The sequence below is a fragment of the Acidaminobacter hydrogenoformans DSM 2784 genome, from assembly GCF_900103005.1.
In the GTDB taxonomy this organism is placed as follows: domain Bacteria; phylum Bacillota; class Clostridia; order Peptostreptococcales; family Acidaminobacteraceae; genus Acidaminobacter; species Acidaminobacter hydrogenoformans.
The window spans coordinates 1-20961 of sequence record NZ_FMWL01000017.1 but is presented as its reverse complement, the minus strand read 5'-3'; the positions used below and the strand labels follow the sequence as shown (position 1 = coordinate 20961).

Here is a 20961-nt window from a genome sequence, read left to right as displayed (position 1 = left end):
TATTACTTGAAGCTGTGGACGAAAAGTCCGCTTCTCAATTTTGGTTCAAACCAAGTTGATTTTGGCGGCATAACCTCTCCGGCATCAGCGATGTCGAGCAGATCATCCATTGTTGTTGGGTACATGGAAAATGCGATCTTCATGTCTGTCGCACAGCGTCTTTCGAGTTCTTCAAGTCCGCGAATGCCCCCGACAAAGTCAATGCGCTTGTCCGTTCTTGGATCTTGGATTCCGAGAAGCGGCTCAAGCAGATTCTTTTGGAGAATGGAGACGTCCAGGCGATCTACAGGATCCTTTTCGTCATAGATGCCGTCCTTAGCTTTCAGGACATACCATTTTCCGTCAAGAAGCATCCCGAAAGTATGCTTCGCCATTGGCTTATATGGCGAACCAACAGGTGCGTCATTGACTTCAAACTTTTCCGCAACTTTCGTGAGGAAGTCCGCTTCGCTGTGTCCGTTCAGATCTGTCAACACGCGGTTGTAATCCATTATGAAGAGATCATCATCCGGGAAGATAACAGCCATAAAGTAATTGAATTCCTCGCTGCCGTCGTATCCCGGATTCTCTTCGCGCTTTTTAAGTCCAACCTTGACAGAGGAGGCAGAACGGTGATGACCATCTGCAATATAAAGGAAATCAATGTCTGCGAATTCCTTTTCAATTTCACTGACAAGGTTGAGGTCATCAATTGGCCAGAAGATATGCGTGATGCCGTCATCAGTCGTAAAGTTGTAAACTGGCATATGGAACTTGATCCAGTCATTCATGATGGTGTTCAGTGATTTACGGTTGCGGTAAGTTAAAAATACCGGCTCAGTGTGAGCTTCGCAAAAGCTGAAGTTCTGAATCCGGTCTACTTCCTTGACAGGGCGGGTGAACTCGTGCTTCTTGATGATGTCATTCAGGTAATCGTCAATGGAAGTACATCCGACAATACCAGTCTGAACGCGACCGTTCATCAATTGCCTGTAGATGTAGAAAAGCGGTGCCGCTTCTTCATTCATGTAACCTTTTTCAACGAAAGCATCCAGATTCTTTCTTGCCGTCTGATAAACGAGATCCGCATATGGATCTTGATCTGCAGCGAGATCGATTTCAGAGCGGACGACGTGCAGGAAGGAATGTGGATTGCCTTTTGCCATTTCCCGAGCTTCTTCAGTATTCATAACATCATACGGCAGACAAGCAACTTTCTCTACGAGTTCAGCCGCCGGCCGGATTGCTTTAAAGGGTTTTACAATTGCCATTATTTACCTCCTAATTTTGGATATCGTCCCGTTCTTACGCAAAGAATTTTTCAATAACGTCGCAGACTTCAGCGCCAATTCGAAGCTGAGCTTCTTCAGTAGAGGCGCCCACGTGCGGCGTCATGGAAATTTTAGGATGCTTCATAAGGCGCTCGTCTTTAAGCGGCTCTTCTATGAAGACATCCAGACCCGCGCCTGCGACTTTACCAGAATCCAGGGCTTCCAAAAGCGCGTCTGGATCAATCAGGCCGCCGCGGGAGGTGTTGATGACATAGACGCCATCTCTCATTTTCGCAAAGGCTGCTGCGTCCAGAAGCGGCTTATTGTCCGCGGTCGCTGGAATGTGGAGCGTAATGTAGTCGGCATGTTCAAGAATGGTTTCAAAGTCAGCGTAGTGATACTCATCAAGACCTGGTCTTGGTCCAAGCAGATCCTGGTAGAGCACCTTCATGCCGAGGGCCAGAGCACGCTTCGCTGCTTCTTGTCCAATTCTTCCAAAACCTATGACGCCAAGTGTTTTACCACAAATTTCAGTACCGACATAGTGCTTCTTATTCCACTCACCTTGTCTCATGGTGTAGTTGGAGATATGGAGGAAGCGTGCGAGGCTGAACATGTGGCCAATAACAAGCTCTGCGACGGAAGCACTGCTCGAGTTAGGCGTATTTCTTACAGCAATGCCTTTGGACTCCGCATAGGCGACATCAATGTTGTCAATGCCAACGCCGGCGCGGATCATCAGCTTAAGTTTTGAGCCTTCTACGGCGTCAATAATATCTTTGCGTAGCTTTGTGGCGGAACGGATGACTATGACATCATAGTCCCGCAGTTTGGTTTTTAACGTTTCCTGGTCATAGTTGTTTGTGTCTACTTCGTGGCCAAGGTTCGTCAAATGTTGAACCGCGGATTGTTCCATACCGTCATTCGCGAGAATTTTAAGCATATAAAACTCCTTTTCTAATTGTTTTTCTTTTTTCAAAATCTTAATTAATGGCTCGGGAAATTTTACAAGATCCAAGCGTCTTATTGACGCTTATTCGAGACCGAGGATCTCGTCGATGTTTTTGAGGACCTCTTTGACTTCATCCATAGTCATGTCAGCCATGTGTGCGATTCTGAAGGTCTTTTCCTTAAGGTCGCCATAGCCGTTTGAAATTTCGAAGCCGCGCTCGCCGAGTTTTTTGTTGAGGTCAGCGACGCTGATGCCCTTATTGTTGATGATTGTTGTAAGTGTGTTGGAAGCATATTGTTCTTCAGGATAAAGCGCAAAGTGCTTCTTGGCCCACTCGCGGACAACTTTTGCCATCTCTGTGTGACGGGCAAATCTGTTTTCGAAGCCTTCCTCCATGATGCGGTCGAGCTGATAATCAAGTGCGTACATGTGAGAAAGTGTTGGTGTTGAAGGGTACTGGTCGCTTTTTTTCACGTACTCATAGAGTGCGAGAAGATCCAGGTAGAGGCCTCTGAATTCAACCTTTTTCGCAGCCTCCACAGCTTTTTCGGAAATGCTGCAGAGCGCGATTCCTGGAGGGAGACCAAGGCACTTCTGGCTGGAAGTGATGCAAATATCAATGCCGAGCTTGTCGACTTCAATTTTGGCGCCACCCAGTGAGCTTACAGCATCAACGCAGAAGATGACATCAGGATACTTTTTCATGACTTCAGCAATCTCTTCAACAGGGTTTTGAATACCAGAAGAAGTTTCATTGTGAGTCACGGTCACGAGATCGTATTCGCCAGTCGCGAGGGCCTTTTCGACCATTTCTGCTGAGGTATGTTTGCCAGGCTCAGACTTGAAGTGGTCAGCGGGGACGCCGTTTGCAACTGCCATAGCGTACCATCTGTCACCAAAAGCACCGACAGAGAAAACAGCAGCCTTCTTGTTGGTGCAAGAACGTACTGCGCCTTCCATCAAACCACTGCCGGAAGAAGTGGAAAGAAGGATAGTGTTTTCAGTGTACATCAACTTCTGGAGCTTCTCAGAAATGCTTTTTTGAAGCGCAGAAGCTGCTTTTGACCGGTGGCCAATCATTGGGGTTGCCATTTTTTGAAGAACATCTTCCCTGACATCCACTGGTCCAGGGATAAAGAGCTTTTTATGCATAGTGACCCTCCTTGACATTTTTGTCTTTAATTTTTGTATCTAACGCCTAACACTACTATTCTACCCTGTTTTCGTCAAAAACAAATAAATTAATTTTTTAACAATAAAGATTATGTCACATAGCTGGAAATCTGATGCTGAGTTTGACCCATCCCCCCTAAAGAAGTGATATAATTTTGAGACCTGACCTTTACTGGTCAATCACCTGAAAATCCAGTATAATGAAAACAGGTCGCTTTATAATTTTAAGTCAGAAGCTGCAGCGGCTTCGACTATTATTACTATTGTAACGATTTGGAGGATAATTTATTCGGTAAAATAACACAAAATTCAGTCATGGAGGAGGGAAGGGCAGGATTACAAACGCGGTCTGCGCTATTCTGCGCAGTGTTAAAGGCCTGCCTGACAGGATGATCGACTTTTCAAGGGATGTTCTATTTATTTTGGAATCATTCGATTTCAAAACAGCGTTGAAACGTGTCACTCCAATGCTGATTGAGGGCGAAGAGGTCTTCGCGACCTTTAGTTTCTCCAGGGATTATGTCATCTTTACGACGAAGCGTGTCATTGTCATCAAGGAACGAGGCACCACAGGACAAAAGAAGGATTATACATCCTTACCCTACAATAAAGTTAAGGCATTTTCGGTTGAAACTGCCGGTGAGCCTGGTGAAGATTGTGAACTCGACTTATGGTTTTCCGGACTTGGGAAAATAAGATTTGAATTTAAGGGCAACTTTGACATTCTCGGATTCAATAAAATGATTGGTGAATACATTTTGTAATGGACAAGTACAACGTTCTTGAAATATCTATGCAAAAGAACGTAAAACCTGCTGGCAAAATTCAGGTTAATAATTCTTTTTTTATTGCACAGTTATTTCCGGAATGTGCTAATAGTTTTAGGAGATGCGTAAAAATGGAAAAACAAAAAATGATTTCCTCAGACAGGAAAAAAAATTATGATTTGAGAGAGGAAATCGCAAACAGCATCTCTCATGGCATAGGGATCGTATTCAGCATAGTCGCCATGACAATTTTGCTGGTTTACGGCATATGGATGAGAAGTCCTGCAGCGATTACGGGTTTCGCGATCTACGGCGTAAGCTCAATTCTGCTTTATACCGCGTCAACACTTTACCACAGCTTTAGGAAAGTAAAGGTTAAACAGATTATGAGAATGCTGGATCACTCTGCTATTTTTTTATTGATAGCAGGCACCTATACACCTGTAACACTGATCGCAATGAGGGGTTATTGGCGCATAGGAATCCTGAGTGCCATCTGGGTGATCGCAATCTCTGGCATTGTCTTTAAGGCGCTGACTTACAAAAAGATGGACAAATATAAAGGGATATCCCTCGCCCTTTATATTTTGATGGGGTGGATCGCAGTAATTGCCATCAAACCAATGACACAGACAGTTCCAGTAGGGTTTCTGGTGTGGCTTTTAGCGGGTGGTGCCGCCTATACCATTGGCACAATCTTCTACGCGGTTCGAAAGATTCCGTATCACCATGCTATTTGGCATCTTTTTGTGTTGGCGGGCAGTGTGTTTCATTTTTTAGGTATTTTCAGGTATTTGGCCAAATTATAAAACGGTAAGGAAGCGTCACGGCTCAGACAAGATCGTGCGAAAGGAAGTAGGATATGCTAGAAGTCCAATTTTCCAAGTATACAGTCAATGGGGTCATGTCTGAAAACTTGTTGAAGCTGGAGCCAAGTGAAAAGCTGTCTTATGCTGTTGAAGAGATGCTGAAGAACGACATTCCGGAAGTCCTGGTCATCCGGACACTTAAAGAGGGGGAGCAGCTGCTTGGCATCCTGACGTATACGGATGTTTCAGCGCTGATGCAGCAAGGTGTGAGCTTTGATAAGCCGCTTTCCAGCGTGGCTCTGAAAAATGTTGTCACCGGTACAGAGGAAATGCTGCTCACAGATGCAAGACAGACGATTATAGACCAAAATATTGGATGCCTTCCCATTCTCAACGGCAGCAGGATCACTGGAATTATTCGAATCGCAAACCTGCGGGACAGCTATTATCGTTTTTTGGAAATCGTCAACAAACAATATATGGCCGTTATCCACCAAATGCACGAAGCAGTCACTGTGACGGACAGGGATGGCAACGTCTTGCTCTGGAACAAGAACGCAGAACGCATTTACAATATGAAAGCCTCAGAAATACTTTACAAAAAGCTGGAAGATTTTTTCCCGAATGCGCTCAGCCTATCAGTGATGAAGACGGGTATTCCCATAGAAAACGTGTATCACTCGCCAAAGCCAAATTATTATGTCATCATCAGCGCTTTGCCCATTATCGTGGACGGGGAATACCTTGGCGTTGTCGCTACAGAGAGGGACGTAACGGAGTACAATCAGCTGACGAATGAACTCGTCAATGCAAATGTTGAAATTGACCTATTGAAAAAAGAAGTGGAAAAAATGACTAAGGGCAGCTTTTCTTTTGGCGGTATTCTTGGGAACAACGCGGTGGTTCAGGATCGCATTGAGCTGGCTAAGCATGTGGCGGCGACAGATACCAACGTTATGCTGACAGGGGAAAGTGGTACGGGAAAAGAGGTGTTTGCCCGTGCTATTCACGAGGGCAGCCGCAGACCCGGTTTGTTTGTCCCCGTCAATTGCAGTGCAATTCCTTCTGCGCTCTTTGAAAGCGAGTTTTTTGGCTATGTGGGCGGGGCGTTTACCGGGGCACTGAGAACTGGAAAGATTGGATTCTTTGAGCTTGCGAACGAAGGCACCCTATTTTTGGATGAAATTGGCGATCTTCCTCTGGAGCATCAAGCCAAGCTGCTCAGAGTGCTTCAGGATGGCATGATCTCCAAAGTTGGCGCTGAACGCCGTACGCCCGTCGACGTCAGAGTCATTTGTGCGACCAACAGGAACCTCGCTGAAATGGTCAAAGCGGGGAATTTTCGAGAGGATCTCTTTTACCGCTTGAATGTCGTCGAGATCCATTTGCCACCACTGAGGGAGAGACGCGAGGATCTTGTACTACTTTTTAACCGCTTTCTGGAAGAAGGCTGCAAAAAAAATCACCGCAAAATGCCCCATGTTGACAATTCGGTTTTCAATGCACTTCTTAACTACAACTGGCCCGGCAATATCCGCGAGCTGAGAAATGTGGTCGAATATATGCTGGTCGTGGGCCGCTCGAATCAATTGACGTCCGAGTCGCTGCCGTCCATTCTGACGCAAGCGGGTATGATATCGCCTTGTGAAGACAGGGCAGGGGAAGTGTTGACGGCGTCAGAGACGTTGTCTGAAGTTGAGAGTAAGGTTCGGCAAAAAGAGATTGAGATGATTTCAAAAGCGCTTGAAGCGCATAACGGGAACAAAAAGAAAGCAGCAGAAGCTTTAAACATACCGAGAAGTACACTCTATTACAAAATCAGTCAGTATGGGATTTAAGTACTAAGGGTGTCGAAAAGCCGACACGTGTCAACAAATTGACAGTGTCGGCTTTTTTCTTAAATATAAAAAAAGTACTCATAGGATAGCGAATTTACGAGAAATTGACGATTAAGTGGTTTGAAAAGTGTCGAAAAACTGACAGCAAGGTGTCGCGCGTGATTTAGTTTTTCTTTATAAAAATAAGCTAAAAGCATTCCAAATGCTGAGCTTTATTTTTTTTTATTGTTTTTTGTGAATACGTAAAATGTGGCATAGGGCTTGCAGTGTATTAAAGCAAAGCGACCTGTAAGTTATTACGCTGCTGTCACAAGTGTACCTAAACCGGTTATAACAGTACTGAGGGTTGGCCCGCCGCGCTTGCTCGGCGCGACGTTGAGATTAAATGATCTGGCCAGGAAGGAGGACCGACGTTTCGTACTAAAAAATCTAAGGGGGACAATGTGAATGAGCAAAAACACCGAACAATGGGGAAGTCGTTGGGGATTTATTCTTGCTTCGATAGGCATGGCCATCGGAACAGGTAATATCTGGAGATTTCCGCGAGTCGCTGCTGCGAACGGCGGTGGACCATTCATTATCGCATGGACGATCGCGCTGTTTGTATGGGCAATTCCTCTGCTGATGGGCGAAATGGTCATGGGCAGAAAGACAGGCCTTGGCACAGTAGGTGCCTTCAGAGATTTCATAGGTAAGAAATATACATGGATGGGTACCTGGATCATGGTCGTTTGTCTGGCCATTGCATTTTACTACTCCGTTGTCATGGGCTGGTGCGTCAAATACTTTACTTTGGCGGTTTCCGGCACCTTTAAGCCAGGCATGGGAACAGAGCAGACTGCTGAAATCTGGAATGTATTCACGACGACACCATCGCAAACCATCTTGTTCCACTTTATTTCAATGGGCATTGCAGGCTTCATTATTTATCAAGGTGTCACCAAAGGTATAGAAAAAGCTTCGAAAATCATGATCCCTACTCTGTTTTTCCTGCTCATCACGGCTATGATCAGGGCGATCACCCTTCCTGGGGCAGCTCAAGGATTGGAATATCTGTTCAGCCCTAAGCTTCACATGTTGGCTGAGCCTCAGATTTGGCTGGCAGCTTTCACGCAGGCAGCTTGGTCGACTGGCGCAGGCTGGGGTTTCATTATTACATATGCAGTTTACACGAAACGAAAAGAAGATGTCGCCGGCAACTGCCTTATCATGGGTGTAGGAGATAACGTTGGTGCACTCATCGCGGGCATGACAGTCCTTCCTGCGATCTTCGCGCTGTCGCCTACGGTCGAGTTCGCTAACGAAGCGCTCGCTCAGGGCAACACGGGGATCACCTTCATTTATTTGGCTCAGCTCTTTACGAGGATGCCATTAGGCAATTTTGCGGCAGCTATATTCTTCCTTGCAATGGCAATCGCAGCCCTGTCCTCACTTCTTCCAATGGTTGAGGTTGGCGTTCGAAATCTTATGGATATGGGCCACGACAGAAAGAAAGCCACGCTTATTGTGGTTGTAGGGAGTTTCCTTCTCGGGATACCATCGGCCTACAGCCTTAACTTCCTGGACAACCAGGACTGGGTTTGGGGGATTGGTCTCCTCGTCAGCGGACTTTTCGTCGCGTTCGCTATGGTCAAGTATGGCGTAGAGAAGGCGCGTACAGAACTCATCAATATGCCTTGGTCGGATTACCAGATTGGAAAATGGTGGTCGACTTGCATCAGACTATTCCCAGTTTTCTTCGTTATGATTACAGGCTGGTGGTTCTGGCAGGCAATTGGCTGGTATCCGGACAACTGGTGGGCGCCGTTTGAAGTATTCACACCTGGAACGATCATATTCCAGTGTGCAATTGTCATTATTGGCTCTATTCTCGCCAACAACTGGCTGGCAGACAAGGTCGGACCGGGCCGGGACATCACAGCTGAGGAAGACGTCCAGTTCATTGCAGAGGAGCGTGCGTAATATGTCAACGACGTCCATAATTATGATGATAGTCGTCGCAGGGTCATATTTTGTGGGATTTGGATTATTGCTTTACAAAGCAAGCAAGCCAAAGCCTGAGTAAGATTTGAAGCACAGCCTTTTTCAAGCCGGCAATGCCCATAATGCTTCACCCGCTCATTATGGGCATTTTGCCTGCTTGTGTCATTCTGACTGATAGAATCTACTGGCTTTAGGCGTGAAAAACTGTGTGGTGCTGATTAATTTGAACAAATGCCTTCTGCTTTGAATTTTAATGAGGGCTTCGACCAAAGGGGGTATGTCATCATGTCATCCAGACTCGAATCACATCCAATATTAACTTTTAATCGAGGGAAAAAAATAAATTTCAATTTTGATGGCAAAGAGGTTTCAGGTTTCGAGGGTGAAACGATCGCAGCGGCACTGCACGCCGCTGGTGTCAAAGTGTTAAGTCATAGTATTGAGCGCGGGCGGCCAAGAGGTTTCTATTGCGCGATAGGCAACTGCTCATCCTGCATGATGGAGGTCAATGGTGAAGCAAATGTCAAGGTTTGTGTGACTATGCTCAAGGAGGGAATGACGGTCAGGACGCAGGAAGGAAAGGGTGAGCTTCTGTGAAGAATGTGGAAACACTGATCATAGGTGGAGGACCGGCCGGATTATGCGCGGCACTCAGCGCAGCGGAAATGGGTTGTCAGGTTTTAGTGGTTGAAAGAGACGGCGCCCTTGGGGGACAGCTTGTCAAACAGACACATATGTTCTTTGGTTCGGAAAAACAGTACGCATCAACAAGAGGCATAGACATTGGCAAGCTTTTGCTTGAAAAAATAGATCAGGCCCCCAACATAGAGGTCTGGAAAAATACAACCGTAGTAGGTATGTATGAAGACCGCATTGTCACACTTGAAAAAGAAGGTACATATTTGAAAGTCGCGCCGCAGTCCATAGTTGTGGCGACGGGCGCCAGCGAAAAGAGCATTCCGTTCCCGAATAATGATTTGCCTGGCATCTATGGCGCGGGTGCGGTTCAGACGCTGATGAATGTCTATGGGGTCAAACCGGGTGATAATGTACTCATGGTGGGCGCCGGAAATATAGGTTTAATTGTGAGCTATCAGCTCATGCAGTCAGGCATTAATGTTAAGGCAATTGTGGAAGGCAGTCCGAAAATTGGCGGCTATCTGGTTCATGCTTCAAAAATTAGACGGTTGGGCATTCCAATTTACACGAAGTACACTGTCAAAGAAGCGCGAGGGAAAGATTCTCTGGAAAGCGCAACCATCTGGCAGTTGGATGATCACTGGAGGCCTATCCCGGGAACAGAGATCGACCTTGACGTGGATGTCATGTGCATTGCTGTAGGTCTGTCACCGCTCTCTGAACTCCTCTGGCAAGCCGGCTGTGAAATGAAATATCTTGCCGCTTTAGGCGGTTATGTACCGGTACGAAATTCGGAAATGATGACCTCTGTGCAAGGACTGTTCATTGCCGGGGACGTCGCTGGCATCGAGGAGGCCAGCAGTGCCATGGTGGAAGGTTATTTGGCAGGTCTTTCTGCTGCAGAGTATACAGGTAAGCATTCAGAACGCCTTATGGCATTGAAAAAGGATTATATGAGTCAGCTTGAGGCCCTTCGCGCTGGTCCTGAAGGCACAAGGATCAGACAAGGAATCTCCGAAGCCACTGTAGCCACAACAGCCACTGCAGCCACTACCGCTTAGTCTCTTTCATCAGTTTCACGATTTTGAATAGCCTGCTTGTAAAATGGAGTGGAGGTGTTGAGTGCAATGCTCGAAAATACAGGAATACCAACGCCTGAGGACATCGACAGCGTCTTTCCGTCTGAAGAACGTCTGAATCAGGGGCCAATTATTGTGATTGAATGTTACAAAAAAATACCATGCAATCCATGTTATACCGTTTGTCATCGCGGCGGTATCAAGCCTTTCGAGGATATCAATGACAGGCCAATTGTTGTCGAAGAGAATTGCAACGGCTGTGGCCTTTGCATCAGCAAATGTCCTGGCCTTGCGATCATGGCCGTGGATATGACTTATTCAGAAACTGAGGCATTAGTAAAACTGCCTTATGAATTTTTCCCAATGCCTGAACCGGGCATGGTCATCAAGGGTCTGGACCGAGAAGGTAATTTTATTACACCTGTGAAAGTGGTCAAAGTCTTCAACACAAAAGCAACAGACAGGACGGCGGTAGTTTCAGTCGCCGTAGGAAAGCCTTTTATCCGTCAAATCAGAAATATTAAAGTGGAACCCGTGGAGGTCAACCAAGCAGATGACGACGTCATAGTCTGCAGATGCTCGGATGTCAGCTTAGGTGAAATCAGAGGATTGATCCGCAAAGGCTACACGACTTTTGATGAAATCAAACGGATCAGCCGTGTAGGGATGGGCCCTTGTCAGTCAAAAAACTGTGGTCCAATAGTCCTAAAGGAAATTGCAGTCATGACGGGAAAATCTCTGGATGCCCTTGCACTGGGAACGTACAGGCAGCCTGTCAAGTCCCTCAAGCTTGGTGAAATTGCGGATGAAGCGGAAAGGGGGCACCTCAAATGATGAAGACGGCAGATGTCGTCATCATAGGCGGCGGTATTTCAGGCTGCGCGACTGCGTATTTTCTAGCGAAAAAGGGTGTTAAAAATGTCCTTCTCATTGAAAAAGGTTATCTCGCGAGTGGATCCACTGGCCGCTGTGGCGCAGGAATTCGTCAGCAGTGGGGGACTGAGCTGAACTGCATGATTTCGAAGCACTCGTGTGATTTCTTCGAAAATGCAAATGAAGAACTGAAATATGATGGCGATATTGAGTTTAAACAAGGCGGCTATTTGTTGGTCTCCAGCACTGAACGGGAGCATGAGCAGTTTATCAAGAATATTGAAGTGCAGAACCGAATGGGGATTAACTCGAAGCTCTTGACTTTGGAAGAAGCGAAGGAAATTGTGCCGTACCTCAATACGGAGGGCTTAATTTCTGCAGCCTTTCATGAGAAAGATGGTCACTTGAATCCTTTTCATACTACGCAAGCTTTCGCGGACGCTGCAAAACGCCTTGGGGCCACCATCATGACGCATACCGAGGTGACCGGAATTGAGGTTGAAAACGGGAAAATCAAAGGTGTTAAAACCAATAAAGGGAATGTGGCAACACCTGTTGTTCTCAACGCAGCAGGAGGCTATTCCCAAATCATTGCCCAAATGGCGGGCATAGATCTCCCCGTTTATTCTGAACGTCATCAGATTCTGGTAACAGAGCCTATTGAAGAAATTTTAGGGCCTATGGTCATGTCATTTTCCTTAAATATTTATTGTCAGCAGGTGCCCCATGGCGGCATTATTATGGGACGTGGTGATGAAAACGAGCCAAGGGACCTAAGGACCACTGCCAGCTGGCAGTTCCTGGAGGAAATGGCGCTTTGCGCGACAAAGCTTTTGCCGCCTCTCAGAGAAGCAAGGGTTCTGAGACAATGGGCCGGACTTTATAATATGTCGCCGGACCGTCAACCTATTTATGGTCCGGTTGATGGCTTGGAAGGCTTTTATTTGGCGGCTGGATTCAGTGGACATGGTTTTATGTTTGGACCGTCGACAGGACTCATCATGTCGGAATATATATTGGGCGAAAAGCTGACATTGCCTGTTGAAACTTTAACGCTCAGCAGGATTAAGGATAACAAACTGGTCTTTGAGCCTTCCGTAGTATAGTCAAAAACTCGGAGCTCAGACTATTTTAGGACATTAAAGTTCATGTTGAGGGGGCAAGGCAGAATTACTACTCTGCTTATGCCCCATCACGTTATATTTTTCGGAGGTGAAGGATTTGAAAATCCTGCAAAAGATTGAAGACCGCTGCATAGCGTGCAGCGCCTGTGAAATGGCGTGTTCAAACGCCTATTTCAAGGTCAGGGACCGTGAGAAGTCCGCGATTCGGATCACAGAAAAGGGCCAGGATAAAAAGATCCACGTGTGCAACCAGTGTGGTGATTGCATTGATGTGTGTCCGGTCATGGCGATCCGCAGGGATGCGCAGGGCGTGGTCCGCATTGACAAGAAAAAATGTGTAGGTTGTTTGATGTGCGTGGGCTTTTGCGACGCAGCTGTGATGATGCAGCATGACGACTTCCACGAACCTTATAAATGTGTGGCCTGCGGCATCTGCGCCGGCGTTTGCCCGGCTGAGGCCCTCTATATTGACAAGGAAGCTCAAGTCGAGCCCCTTGAAAGGGTGACGTTTTTCAAGTAGGTCAGGTGGGCGGCGCAACAGAGGATTATCATCTGCATAAAGAGGACAGGAGGTCAGCCAGTGGAGATCAAAGCAATGAAGGAAGCGCGGACGCTGCTCACGGCGTTCGATTATGAACCGGCACCGGTAGAGCGGGGCTATACAGACAGGGCGTTACATATCAATCTGGGCAAAACTTCGGTAGAGCAGCGTGACATCCCGGCCCAGGTCAGGGAAAAGTTTATTGGCGGAAAGGGGTACGGTCTGCGGATGCTGTGGGACGCCGTCAAGCCCTCCACCCGGTGGAACGATCCGGAAAATGCCATAGTGGTGGCCGGCGGGCCAATCTGCGGGATCACCCAGTACCCGGGCTCGGGCAAATCCCTGGTCTGTACGATTTCTCCCATGACGGACATGCCCATAGACTCCAATGTGGGGGGGTACTTTGGGCCGTATCTGAAGTTTTCAGGCTTTGACGCCATGGAAATCACCGGGAAGTCAGAGCAGGAGGTCATCATCTTCATAGACGGCAACAGCGGCAAAGTCACTGTGGAGACGGCGCCTCTTGAGGCAGTGGACGGTCATGTGCTGGCGGAGCAGATGACGGAGATGTACGCTGAGGACGAGGAAGACAAAAAGAACATTTCAGTGATTTGCGCAGGCACAGCGGCGAATTACGCGAACATAGGCCTTTTGAATTTTTCGTTCTACGACCTGCGCCGTCAGGTGGCCAGGCTGAAGCAGGCCGGTCGCGGCGGCATAGGCCGAGTATTCAGGGACAAGAAGATCAAGGCGGTGGTGATCCGTTACCGGGGAACCAAGGGGAATCTGAATAAACCGGTGGACCAAAGCCGGATCAACAAGGCGGGGATCAAGCTCCACCGTCAGATCCACGACCTGGACGCCACCCAGTGCCGCATGCACCAGATTGGGACGGCCAACATCATAGAGGTCATGGATGCCTATGACCTGCTTCCAACCCATAACTACCAGTATGGAAGCCATCCGGAGACGCACAAAATCGCGTCCAATGTGTTTATTGAAAAGTATGTGACCCAGGGGATGCCGGACGGGTGCTGGTATGGGTGTTCATTGTCCTGCGCCAAGGCAGCGGATCACTTCGAGCTGAAAACAGGTCCGTACAAGGGCCACAAAGTGACCATAGACGGTCCGGAGTATGAGAATGCGGCGGGTCTTGGGTCAAATTGCGGGATCTTTGATCCGGAGCTGATTTTGGAGGCCAACTTCTACTGTGACACCTATGGAGTGGACACCATTTCCTTTGGGACCATAACGGCCTTTGCCATGGAGTGCTATGAGCGGGGCCTGATCAACAGGGAGAACACCGGGGGTCTGGAGCTTACCTTTGGAAACGGCATGGCCCAGCTTGAGCTGCTGCACCAGATGTCCAGAGGGGAAGGCTTTGGGTACCACATAGGCCTTGGGGTGAGACACCTGAAAGAATACTTTGAGAAGGCATTTGGCGCGGATCGGGCATTCCTTGAGGATATAGGGATGGAGCAGAAGGGCCTTGAAGTTTCGGAGTACCTGCCTAAGGAGTCCCTGGCTCAGCAGGGCGGCTACGGTCTGACCAACAAGGGGCCTCAGCACGACGAAGCCTGGCTGATCTTCATGGACATGGTCAACAATCAGATTCCAACCTTTGAGGACAAGGCGGAGGCGCTGCACTACTTCCCAATGTTCCGGACCTGGTTTGGCCTGATGGGACTCTGTAAGCTGCCGTGGAACGACACGACGCCTGCGGACAATGGCCTGACGGATGAACCGGCAAAGATTCCGGAGCACGTGCAGAACTATGTGGATCTTTACAATGGGGTGACGGGGGCGTCCATAGACAAGCATGAGCTGATCCGTCAGTCGGAAAGGGTCTATAACTTCCAGAGGATTTTCAACATCCGCATGGGAAAAGGGCTCAGAGTCCATGACGCCATGCCTTACAGAGCCATGGGTCCGGTGACGAAAGAGGAATATCTGTCAAGGGAAGAGCGCTATGACAAGCAGCTGCTGGAGCTGCAGGGTGTGGATCCGGCAGGGAAAACCGTGGAGGAAAAGATTGCCCTCATGAGAGCCTACAGACTGGATCAGTACGAGAAGCTCACAGACGCGGTGTACAAGCGCCGTGGCTGGACGGCGGAGGGTGTGCCTACAGTGGACTATCTGCGTGAAATTGGCATGGATCTGCCGGAGGTCATCAGTGTCGTGACGCCTCTACAGGGATAGCATTCTTGTCTCAGGCAGACACATCTGAGCAGTCAACGAAGTTTATGTCAATACCAAAGGGGTGCTTGAAGCACCCCTTTTCATTATATTACGGAAAAGCGGGCGTCTGGTTTGGACGCTGGCGAGTTCAATGATTGACGGTGTATGGAAAGATCGATACACTTATAGGGTAAAGAGGTGGATAAAGGATGATTATGGTGAATGGTAAGCCTATGGCATGGACAGAAGGTATGACAGTTTCGTCCATGCTTAAAGAAAAAAATTATGTCTTTGCGAAAATTGTCGTAAAAATCAATGGGACTTACGTTCCACCGCAGCTGTATGACACTTCAGCTATTGAGGATGGTGACGAAGTACAGGCTATTCATATGTTGGCGGGCGGGTAACGCTCACAATTGAGATCAAGAAATCGATTGCAGGGGGACCTTTTAATGAAGAATCGTTATCAGAGAAACATGAATTTGTTAACCCCAGATGAAAATCACGCGATCAGAGAAAAGCGTGTCTGTGTCGTCGGATGCGGAGGTCTTGGAGGTTACATTATAGAAATGCTCGCGCGTCTTGGTATAGGCATTATCACTGCTATTGATGGAGATGTCTTTGATGAGACAAATTTAAACCGTCAGCTACTGTCTGAAGAAGGGCTCATAGGAAAATCAAAGGCGGAAGCAGCTAAAGCCCGCATTCAGAAAGTGAATTCAGAAGTTGTGGTCCATACAAAGTCCGTCTTTTTAAAAGAGGAAAACGCACTGGCGCTGATCACTGGGCATGATGTAGTGTTGGATGCCCTCGACAACATTTCGTCGAGAAGGATTTTGGAACGGGCTTGTGAAGCTGAAGGCATCCCATTGATTCACGGTGCTATAGCAGGATGGTATGGCCAAGTGACGACAATCATGCCAGGTACCCATGTTTTTTCAAAGCTTTATCCTGAAACGGCGGATAAAGGCATTGAGACTGAATTGGGTAATCCATCCTTTACACCGGCGCTGGTAGCGTCAATTCAAGTCAGTGAAGCCTTGAAGGTTTTACTGAAGAAGGGTGAACCTCTTGAGGGAAAGCTGCTGACGTTAAATTTGCTTGATCATGAGTACCAGATTTTTGAGTTTTAGCAATAATTACCTCTGGTTGCTAAAAAAAGAGTTCGTGGTAAAATTAAGATAGCTTAAACTATAAGCGTTTAAAAATTTCAACAAATGACTGCAGAAAAGGAGCGACTTAAGCTATGTTGAATTTCAAATACTACAGTCCGACTTCAATAATTTTTGGAAAAGAATCCACGGCGGGACTGGGGGCACAGCTCTCGCCGGAAATTAAAACCGTCATGTTTCATTATGGGGGCGGAAGCATTAAGCAGAGTGGCCTCTATGTTCAGGTTTTTTCTATTCTGAAGGAGAAGGGCGTCAAAGTCATTGAGCTTGGAGGCGTTGAACCAAACCCTAAGCTTAGTCTGGTCAAGGAAGGGATAACCCTTTGCCGTGAAAACCAAGTGGACTTGATCCTTGCGGTGGGTGGCGGCAGTGTCATTGACTCCGCTAAAGCTATCAGCGTTGGAGTGAAATATGACGGGGAGGTTTGGGATTTTTTCATGGGAAAAGCTCAGCCTCAAAGCTGCGTACCGTTGGGTGTTATCCTGACACTGCCGGCAACTGGCAGTGAAACGAGTCCCAATACAGTTGTCACCAACGAGGAGGGTCTCCTGAAACGCGGGATGAAGTCCGACTTGATCCGTCCTGTATTTGCTATATTAAGTCCTGAGCTTACCTTGACACTACCAGAGCATCAAACTTTTGCCGGCGTTATGGACATTCTCTCACATGTCTTTGAGCGATACTTTACGACGACCGGCCATGTGGATGTGACGGACTATATGTGTGAAGGCGTCATGAAGGCTACTATTGAAAACGCGTACAAGCTTCGCCAAAATCCGGATGATTATGACGCGAGGGCTGAAATTATGTTGGCGGGGACCATAGCCCATAATGGCATACTTGGGGTTGGAAGACTTGAAGACTGGGCCAGCCATAGAATAGCGCACGAAATCACAGCGCTTTACGGGACAACCCATGGCGTGACCTTGGCAGTTATATTTCCTGCATGGATGAAATATGTTTCTGAGGAACAGCCAGAAAAATTTGTCCAATTCGCCAAGCGCGTCTTTGACGTCTCAGAAGCTGATTTTAGAAGCACTGCAGAAATTGCTAACGAAGGCATTCGCCGTTTTGAGGCCTTCCTGACTGAAATGGGACTGCCAAAATCCTTCAAAGAGGCTGGCCTGCCATCTGATCAGCTTGATCTTATGACAGAAAAGGCTTCAATCTTTGGTGCGCTTGGAGGTTATAGAAAATTGGAAGTTTCAGACATCAAAGCGATTTATGAGCTCGCCCTATAGATCAGTCACCTATAATATTGGACATGTGCAGCTGCCTTATGTTAGAATAAGGGAACTAAAAGCATTATGAAGACAGCAGAAAAACGAGCGTATGAATCAGGCTGCAGAATTGTATATTCTGCAGCCTTCGAACATACAATGGAAAGGTGAGGGCACTCATGAAAATCATGATCATAGGCGCCGGAAAGCTTGGGTACAGGCTTGCTGAAACCATGATGAATGAACAGATTGACATTACCTTGGTCGATACAAATCAAAAGACCATTGAACGTGTTCAGGACCATTTGGATGTCCTTGCGGTTATGGGAAACGGTCTTGACATGGCAACGCTCAAAGAGCTGAGTATAGAGACCTATGACATGCTGATTGCCGTAACGGGTGTGGATGAAGCGAATACCATAATCTGTTCAATAGCTAAAAAGCTGGGTGTCAGGCGCACAATAGCCAGAATCAGGAATCCTGAATACATTCGTCAAAAGGATTATCTCACAGAGGACATGGGGATTGATCATATTGTGAATCCGGACCTCGCCACAGCCCATGAGATCATGCGATTTTTGATGAAGGGTTATCACTTCCATACAGGTGACTTCGCAAAAGGCAAGGTTACCATGATGGATATCAAGATTGGACAAATCCCAGACTTAATTGGGAAAAAAATAATGAATATCGAAAATTTTGACGGCCTGCTGATCACTGCGATCAAGCGTGAGGGTGTCATTCTCATACCGGACGGTTCAACAGTTTTGAAAGCTGAGGACTTACTCTATATTTTGGGTAAAACACACCGGTTAAACGAGTTTGTAAAACGCTTCAAGCTTTGTCTGGATGTCAGGCCAGTTAAGGATATCATGATTTTTGGCGGCGGAAATATTGGATTTTACCTTGCCAATGACTTGATCCGTCAAAACGTCAATGTGGTGATTGTCGAACAAAACCGTGATCGCTGTTACTATTTAAGTAATAAGCTGCCGGAGGCAGTCGTGATTCATGGTGACGGTACGGATCTTCAGCTCCTGGAAGAGGAGTCTCTGGCGCAAATGGACGCGTTTGTGGGCGCGACGGGCTTTGATGAACAGAACCTTCTGATGGCGATTATGGCTAAGCAGGAGGGCGTTGACAAAACGATCGCTAAAATTTCACGATCAAGCTATGTGAATCTGATCGACAAACTGAACATAGACTTTTCCCTCAATCCAATTGACATCACAGTCAGCGAGATTTTAAAGTATGTCCGTGGTGGATTGATTGTTTCTGTCACCATGCTCTTGGAACGTCAAGCAGAAGTCGTTGAAGTCATTGTCAACGAAAGTCTGGCTTGTGTTAATGAGAAAATCAAAGATTTGAAGCTGCCAAAAGGTATCATTATAGGCGCTATTCTCCACAATCATCAGGTGATCATCCCAAATGGGGATACGGTGATCCATGCCGGAGACCGGCTTGTCATTTTCAGCCTGAACTCGTCTGTGGAAGCGCTTCAGCAATTCATTCGACCAAATGATGGAGGTCTTCTCCGTGAACTATGGAATCGTACTAAAGGTCCTCGGAAAACTGCTGTTTCTTGAGTCGGCGCTGATGATGCCGGCGCTGCTGATCGCGCTCGGACTTGGCGAGCGCGACCTTCGCGCGTTTGTCATTACGGTGGCAATCACAGCTTCAGCGGGCTTTGTCATGGGACGGCTGCCCGTAGAAAAACAAAAGATGAAGGTAAGGGAAGGCTTGTCCATTGTCACCCTTGGCTGGGTTGTCTTTTCCATTTTCGGTGCACTTCCCTTTGTCTTGTCCGGAACGTTGAGCTTTGTCGACGCGTTTTTTGAAGTGGTATCAGGTCTTACCACTACTGGCGCAACGGTTGTGACAGATATTGAAATTCTGCCAAAGGGACTCTTGTTCTGGCGCTCATTAACCCATTGGATTGGCGGTATGGGCATACTGATCTTCACAGTGGCCTTCATGCCTACTTTGGGCTCCGGGACTTTCCATTTATTTAAAGCGGAGTCGCCTGGACCAACGGCAGACAAAATTGCGCCCCGCATGAAAGACACGGCAATTATTCTTTACACGACTTATATTGTGATTACCTTAATTGAAATGGCACTGCTGACAGTGGGTGGCATGTCTTTATATGAGGCTGCGCTGCACACCTTTGGAACCGTTGGTACAGGCGGTTTCTCCACCAGGAATGCCAGCATAGGGGCTTTCAACAGCACCTATATACATCTGGTAATCGCATTTTTCATGATGTTCAGCGGCATCAACTTTTCCCTTTATTACAAAGGGTTCAAGGGCAAATGGCACGAGATTTTCAAAAATGAAGAGCTGAGACTTTATTTGTCCATTATAGCGCTGGCCACTGTGGCGATCACTTTGAATCTGAGATTCAGCATATATGAGAATACAATGCTGGCTCTGAGAGATGCTTTCTTTCAAGTCAATGCCATCATCACGACAACGGGATATGCCACAGCGAATTTTGATATCTGGCCGGATTTCAGCAAGAGCATTTTATTCATGCTGATGTTTGTGGGAGGAAGCGCAGGTTCTACAGGCGGTGGTATAAAAATTATCCGGATCCTTTTTTTGTTCAAACTCATCCGGCGTGAGATATCCAAGATTTATCATCCGAGAGCTATGATTCCTATTCGGATTGGCGGGAAAGCTTTGTCCGGGGATGTTAACGTCAGTATAGCGAGCTTTTTCGCGCTTTACGTTATGACCTTTGTCATGGGGACCATTTTGATCTCCCTCGAAGGCAATGGTTTGGTCAGTTCAGCGAGTGCGGTTGCCGCGACTATAGGCAACATAGGCCCTGGCTTTGACTTCGTTGGGCCAACCCAGACCTACGCTAACTTCAGCGTGCCGTCAAAACTGTTGCTGTCATTCTTAATGCTGATTGGTCGTCTCGAGCTCTACACAGTCATTGCGCTGATTGCACCTGGTCAGCTGAGAGAGCGGGTCTTTCAAGGGTAAACAGCAATTTAAAAGTAAATGAAAAACGAAGGGGCTGTTGCATAATAGTCCCCAATAGAAGGGACAGATGGAAATCAATTTTTGATGACCATCTGTCTTTTTTAGTTCAAAAAAATTAATCAGGACCGGCTCCAAGAGCCAGTCCCGATAGGGTATAATTGATTTATGCAGAACCAAATAACCCTAAATCATAATACCCCGAAAGTCCACTTTTGGCAACTGCCTATGAATTTTAGTGTGGGCACATTAATACCAGAAGATAGCAAGGTCAGACTGGCGTGCAAAATTATCGAAAGGATGGATTTAAGCACAATATCAAGCACCAAGCCTCAAAAAGGCAGAAAGCCAGCCGTTGATCTCGTCAACTTCCTA

At 47.2% G+C, this 20961-nt stretch carries 18 protein-coding genes; 15 read left to right on the top strand and 3 right to left on the bottom strand.

From position 1 onward, the window contains the following. Positions 1 to 2: 2 nt before the first annotated feature. From BLP63_RS13035 to BLP63_RS13025, 3 genes are all read right to left on the bottom strand, one after another. The gene (locus BLP63_RS13035; protein ID WP_092592300.1) at positions 3 to 1250 is read right to left on the bottom strand and encodes a DUF1015 domain-containing protein; all 1248 of its coding nucleotides are present in this window, start codon (positions 1248 to 1250) and stop codon (positions 3 to 5) included. A gap of 34 nt (positions 1251 to 1284) precedes the next feature. Further along, the gene (locus BLP63_RS13030; protein WP_092592298.1) at positions 1285 to 2193 is read right to left on the bottom strand and encodes a D-2-hydroxyacid dehydrogenase; all 909 of its coding nucleotides are present in this window, start codon (positions 2191 to 2193) and stop codon (positions 1285 to 1287) included. 90 nt (positions 2194 to 2283) lie between these two features. Next, entirely contained in the window at positions 2284 to 3354 is a 1071-nt protein-coding gene (locus tag BLP63_RS13025; protein ID WP_092592296.1) for a pyridoxal-phosphate-dependent aminotransferase family protein, read from the bottom strand. 443 nt (positions 3355 to 3797) lie between these two features. On the opposite strand from BLP63_RS13025, the gene BLP63_RS13020 reads away from it, so the two are divergent. From BLP63_RS13020 to BLP63_RS12950, 15 genes are all read left to right on the top strand, one after another. Continuing rightward, entirely contained in the window at positions 3798 to 4139 is a 342-nt protein-coding gene (locus BLP63_RS13020) for a PH domain-containing protein (RefSeq protein WP_242870914.1), read from the top strand. A gap of 134 nt (positions 4140 to 4273) precedes the next feature. Beyond that, positions 4274 to 4951: a PAQR family membrane homeostasis protein TrhA gene (gene trhA, locus BLP63_RS13015; RefSeq protein ID WP_242870913.1), complete on the top strand. Its 678-nt coding sequence runs from the start codon at positions 4274 to 4276 to the stop codon at positions 4949 to 4951. Positions 4952 to 5004: 53 nt separating this feature from the next. Next, the gene (locus BLP63_RS13010; RefSeq protein ID WP_092592292.1) at positions 5005 to 6789 is read left to right on the top strand and encodes a sigma 54-interacting transcriptional regulator; all 1785 of its coding nucleotides are present in this window, start codon (positions 5005 to 5007) and stop codon (positions 6787 to 6789) included. A gap of 447 nt (positions 6790 to 7236) precedes the next feature. Next, complete coding sequence (locus BLP63_RS13005; protein ID WP_092592290.1) at positions 7237 to 8751, top strand: sodium-dependent transporter; 1515 nt, start codon at positions 7237 to 7239, stop codon at positions 8749 to 8751. A gap of 306 nt (positions 8752 to 9057) precedes the next feature. Continuing rightward, a complete protein-coding gene (locus tag BLP63_RS13000; protein ID WP_092592288.1) occupies positions 9058 to 9369 on the top strand; it encodes a (2Fe-2S)-binding protein in 312 nt (103 codons plus the stop codon). Next, positions 9366 to 10472: an NAD(P)/FAD-dependent oxidoreductase gene (locus BLP63_RS12995; protein WP_092592286.1), complete on the top strand. Its 1107-nt coding sequence runs from the start codon at positions 9366 to 9368 to the stop codon at positions 10470 to 10472. The genes BLP63_RS13000 and BLP63_RS12995 overlap by 4 nt, the downstream gene beginning before the upstream one ends. A 66-nt stretch (positions 10473 to 10538) precedes the next feature. Continuing rightward, on the top strand, positions 10539 to 11324 hold the full coding sequence (locus tag BLP63_RS17110) for a (2Fe-2S)-binding protein (RefSeq protein WP_242870915.1): 786 nt from the start codon (positions 10539 to 10541) through the stop codon (positions 11322 to 11324). Beyond that, positions 11321 to 12469, top strand: coding sequence for an NAD(P)/FAD-dependent oxidoreductase (locus BLP63_RS12985; protein WP_092592284.1), 1149 nt, complete (start codon positions 11321 to 11323; stop codon positions 12467 to 12469). The genes BLP63_RS17110 and BLP63_RS12985 overlap by 4 nt, the downstream gene beginning before the upstream one ends. Positions 12470 to 12584: 115 nt before the next feature. Next, complete coding sequence (locus tag BLP63_RS12980; protein ID WP_139159834.1) at positions 12585 to 13007, top strand: 4Fe-4S binding protein; 423 nt, start codon at positions 12585 to 12587, stop codon at positions 13005 to 13007. Between the two features lie 60 nt (positions 13008 to 13067). Next, on the top strand, positions 13068 to 15227 hold the full coding sequence (locus tag BLP63_RS12975; protein WP_207646474.1) for an aldehyde ferredoxin oxidoreductase family protein: 2160 nt from the start codon (positions 13068 to 13070) through the stop codon (positions 15225 to 15227). Positions 15228 to 15415: 188 nt separating this feature from the next. After that, on the top strand, positions 15416 to 15613 hold the full coding sequence (thiS, locus tag BLP63_RS12970) for a sulfur carrier protein ThiS (protein ID WP_092592282.1): 198 nt from the start codon (positions 15416 to 15418) through the stop codon (positions 15611 to 15613). 45 nt (positions 15614 to 15658) lie between these two features. Next, positions 15659 to 16339: a HesA/MoeB/ThiF family protein gene (locus BLP63_RS12965; protein WP_092592280.1), complete on the top strand. Its 681-nt coding sequence runs from the start codon at positions 15659 to 15661 to the stop codon at positions 16337 to 16339. Between the two features lie 113 nt (positions 16340 to 16452). Beyond that, positions 16453 to 17619 carry an iron-containing alcohol dehydrogenase gene (locus BLP63_RS12960; protein ID WP_092592278.1) on the top strand — a complete coding sequence of 389 codons (1167 nt, stop codon included), beginning with the start codon at positions 16453 to 16455 and terminating at the stop codon, positions 17617 to 17619. Positions 17620 to 17777: 158 nt separating this feature from the next. Then, complete coding sequence (gene trkA / locus BLP63_RS12955) at positions 17778 to 19184, top strand: Trk system potassium transporter TrkA (protein WP_092592276.1); 1407 nt, start codon at positions 17778 to 17780, stop codon at positions 19182 to 19184. Next, complete coding sequence (locus tag BLP63_RS12950; protein WP_092592274.1) at positions 19135 to 20589, top strand: TrkH family potassium uptake protein; 1455 nt, start codon at positions 19135 to 19137, stop codon at positions 20587 to 20589. Before trkA ends, BLP63_RS12950 begins: the two co-directional genes overlap by 50 nt. Positions 20590 to 20961 lie beyond the last annotated feature (372 nt).

Coding starts and splice junctions, on each gene's coding strand:
- BLP63_RS13035 (WP_092592300.1), bottom strand. CDS start 1,250: ATGGCAATTGTAAAACCCTTTAAAGCAATCCGGCCGGCGGCTGAACTC.
- BLP63_RS13030 (WP_092592298.1), bottom strand. CDS start 2,193: ATGCTTAAAATTCTCGCGAATGACGGTATGGAACAATCCGCGGTTCAA.
- BLP63_RS13025 (WP_092592296.1), bottom strand. CDS start 3,354: ATGCATAAAAAGCTCTTTATCCCTGGACCAGTGGATGTCAGGGAAGAT.
- trhA (WP_242870913.1), top strand. CDS start 4,274: ATGGAAAAACAAAAAATGATTTCCTCAGACAGGAAAAAAAATTATGAT.
- BLP63_RS13010 (WP_092592292.1), top strand. CDS start 5,005: ATGCTAGAAGTCCAATTTTCCAAGTATACAGTCAATGGGGTCATGTCT.
- BLP63_RS13005 (WP_092592290.1), top strand. CDS start 7,237: ATGAGCAAAAACACCGAACAATGGGGAAGTCGTTGGGGATTTATTCTT.
- BLP63_RS13000 (WP_092592288.1), top strand. CDS start 9,058: ATGTCATCCAGACTCGAATCACATCCAATATTAACTTTTAATCGAGGG.
- BLP63_RS17110 (WP_242870915.1), top strand. CDS start 10,539: ATGCTCGAAAATACAGGAATACCAACGCCTGAGGACATCGACAGCGTC.
- BLP63_RS12985 (WP_092592284.1), top strand. CDS start 11,321: ATGATGAAGACGGCAGATGTCGTCATCATAGGCGGCGGTATTTCAGGC.
- thiS (WP_092592282.1), top strand. CDS start 15,416: ATGATTATGGTGAATGGTAAGCCTATGGCATGGACAGAAGGTATGACA.
- BLP63_RS12965 (WP_092592280.1), top strand. CDS start 15,659: ATGAAGAATCGTTATCAGAGAAACATGAATTTGTTAACCCCAGATGAA.
- BLP63_RS12960 (WP_092592278.1), top strand. CDS start 16,453: ATGTTGAATTTCAAATACTACAGTCCGACTTCAATAATTTTTGGAAAA.
- trkA (WP_092592276.1), top strand. CDS start 17,778: ATGAAAATCATGATCATAGGCGCCGGAAAGCTTGGGTACAGGCTTGCT.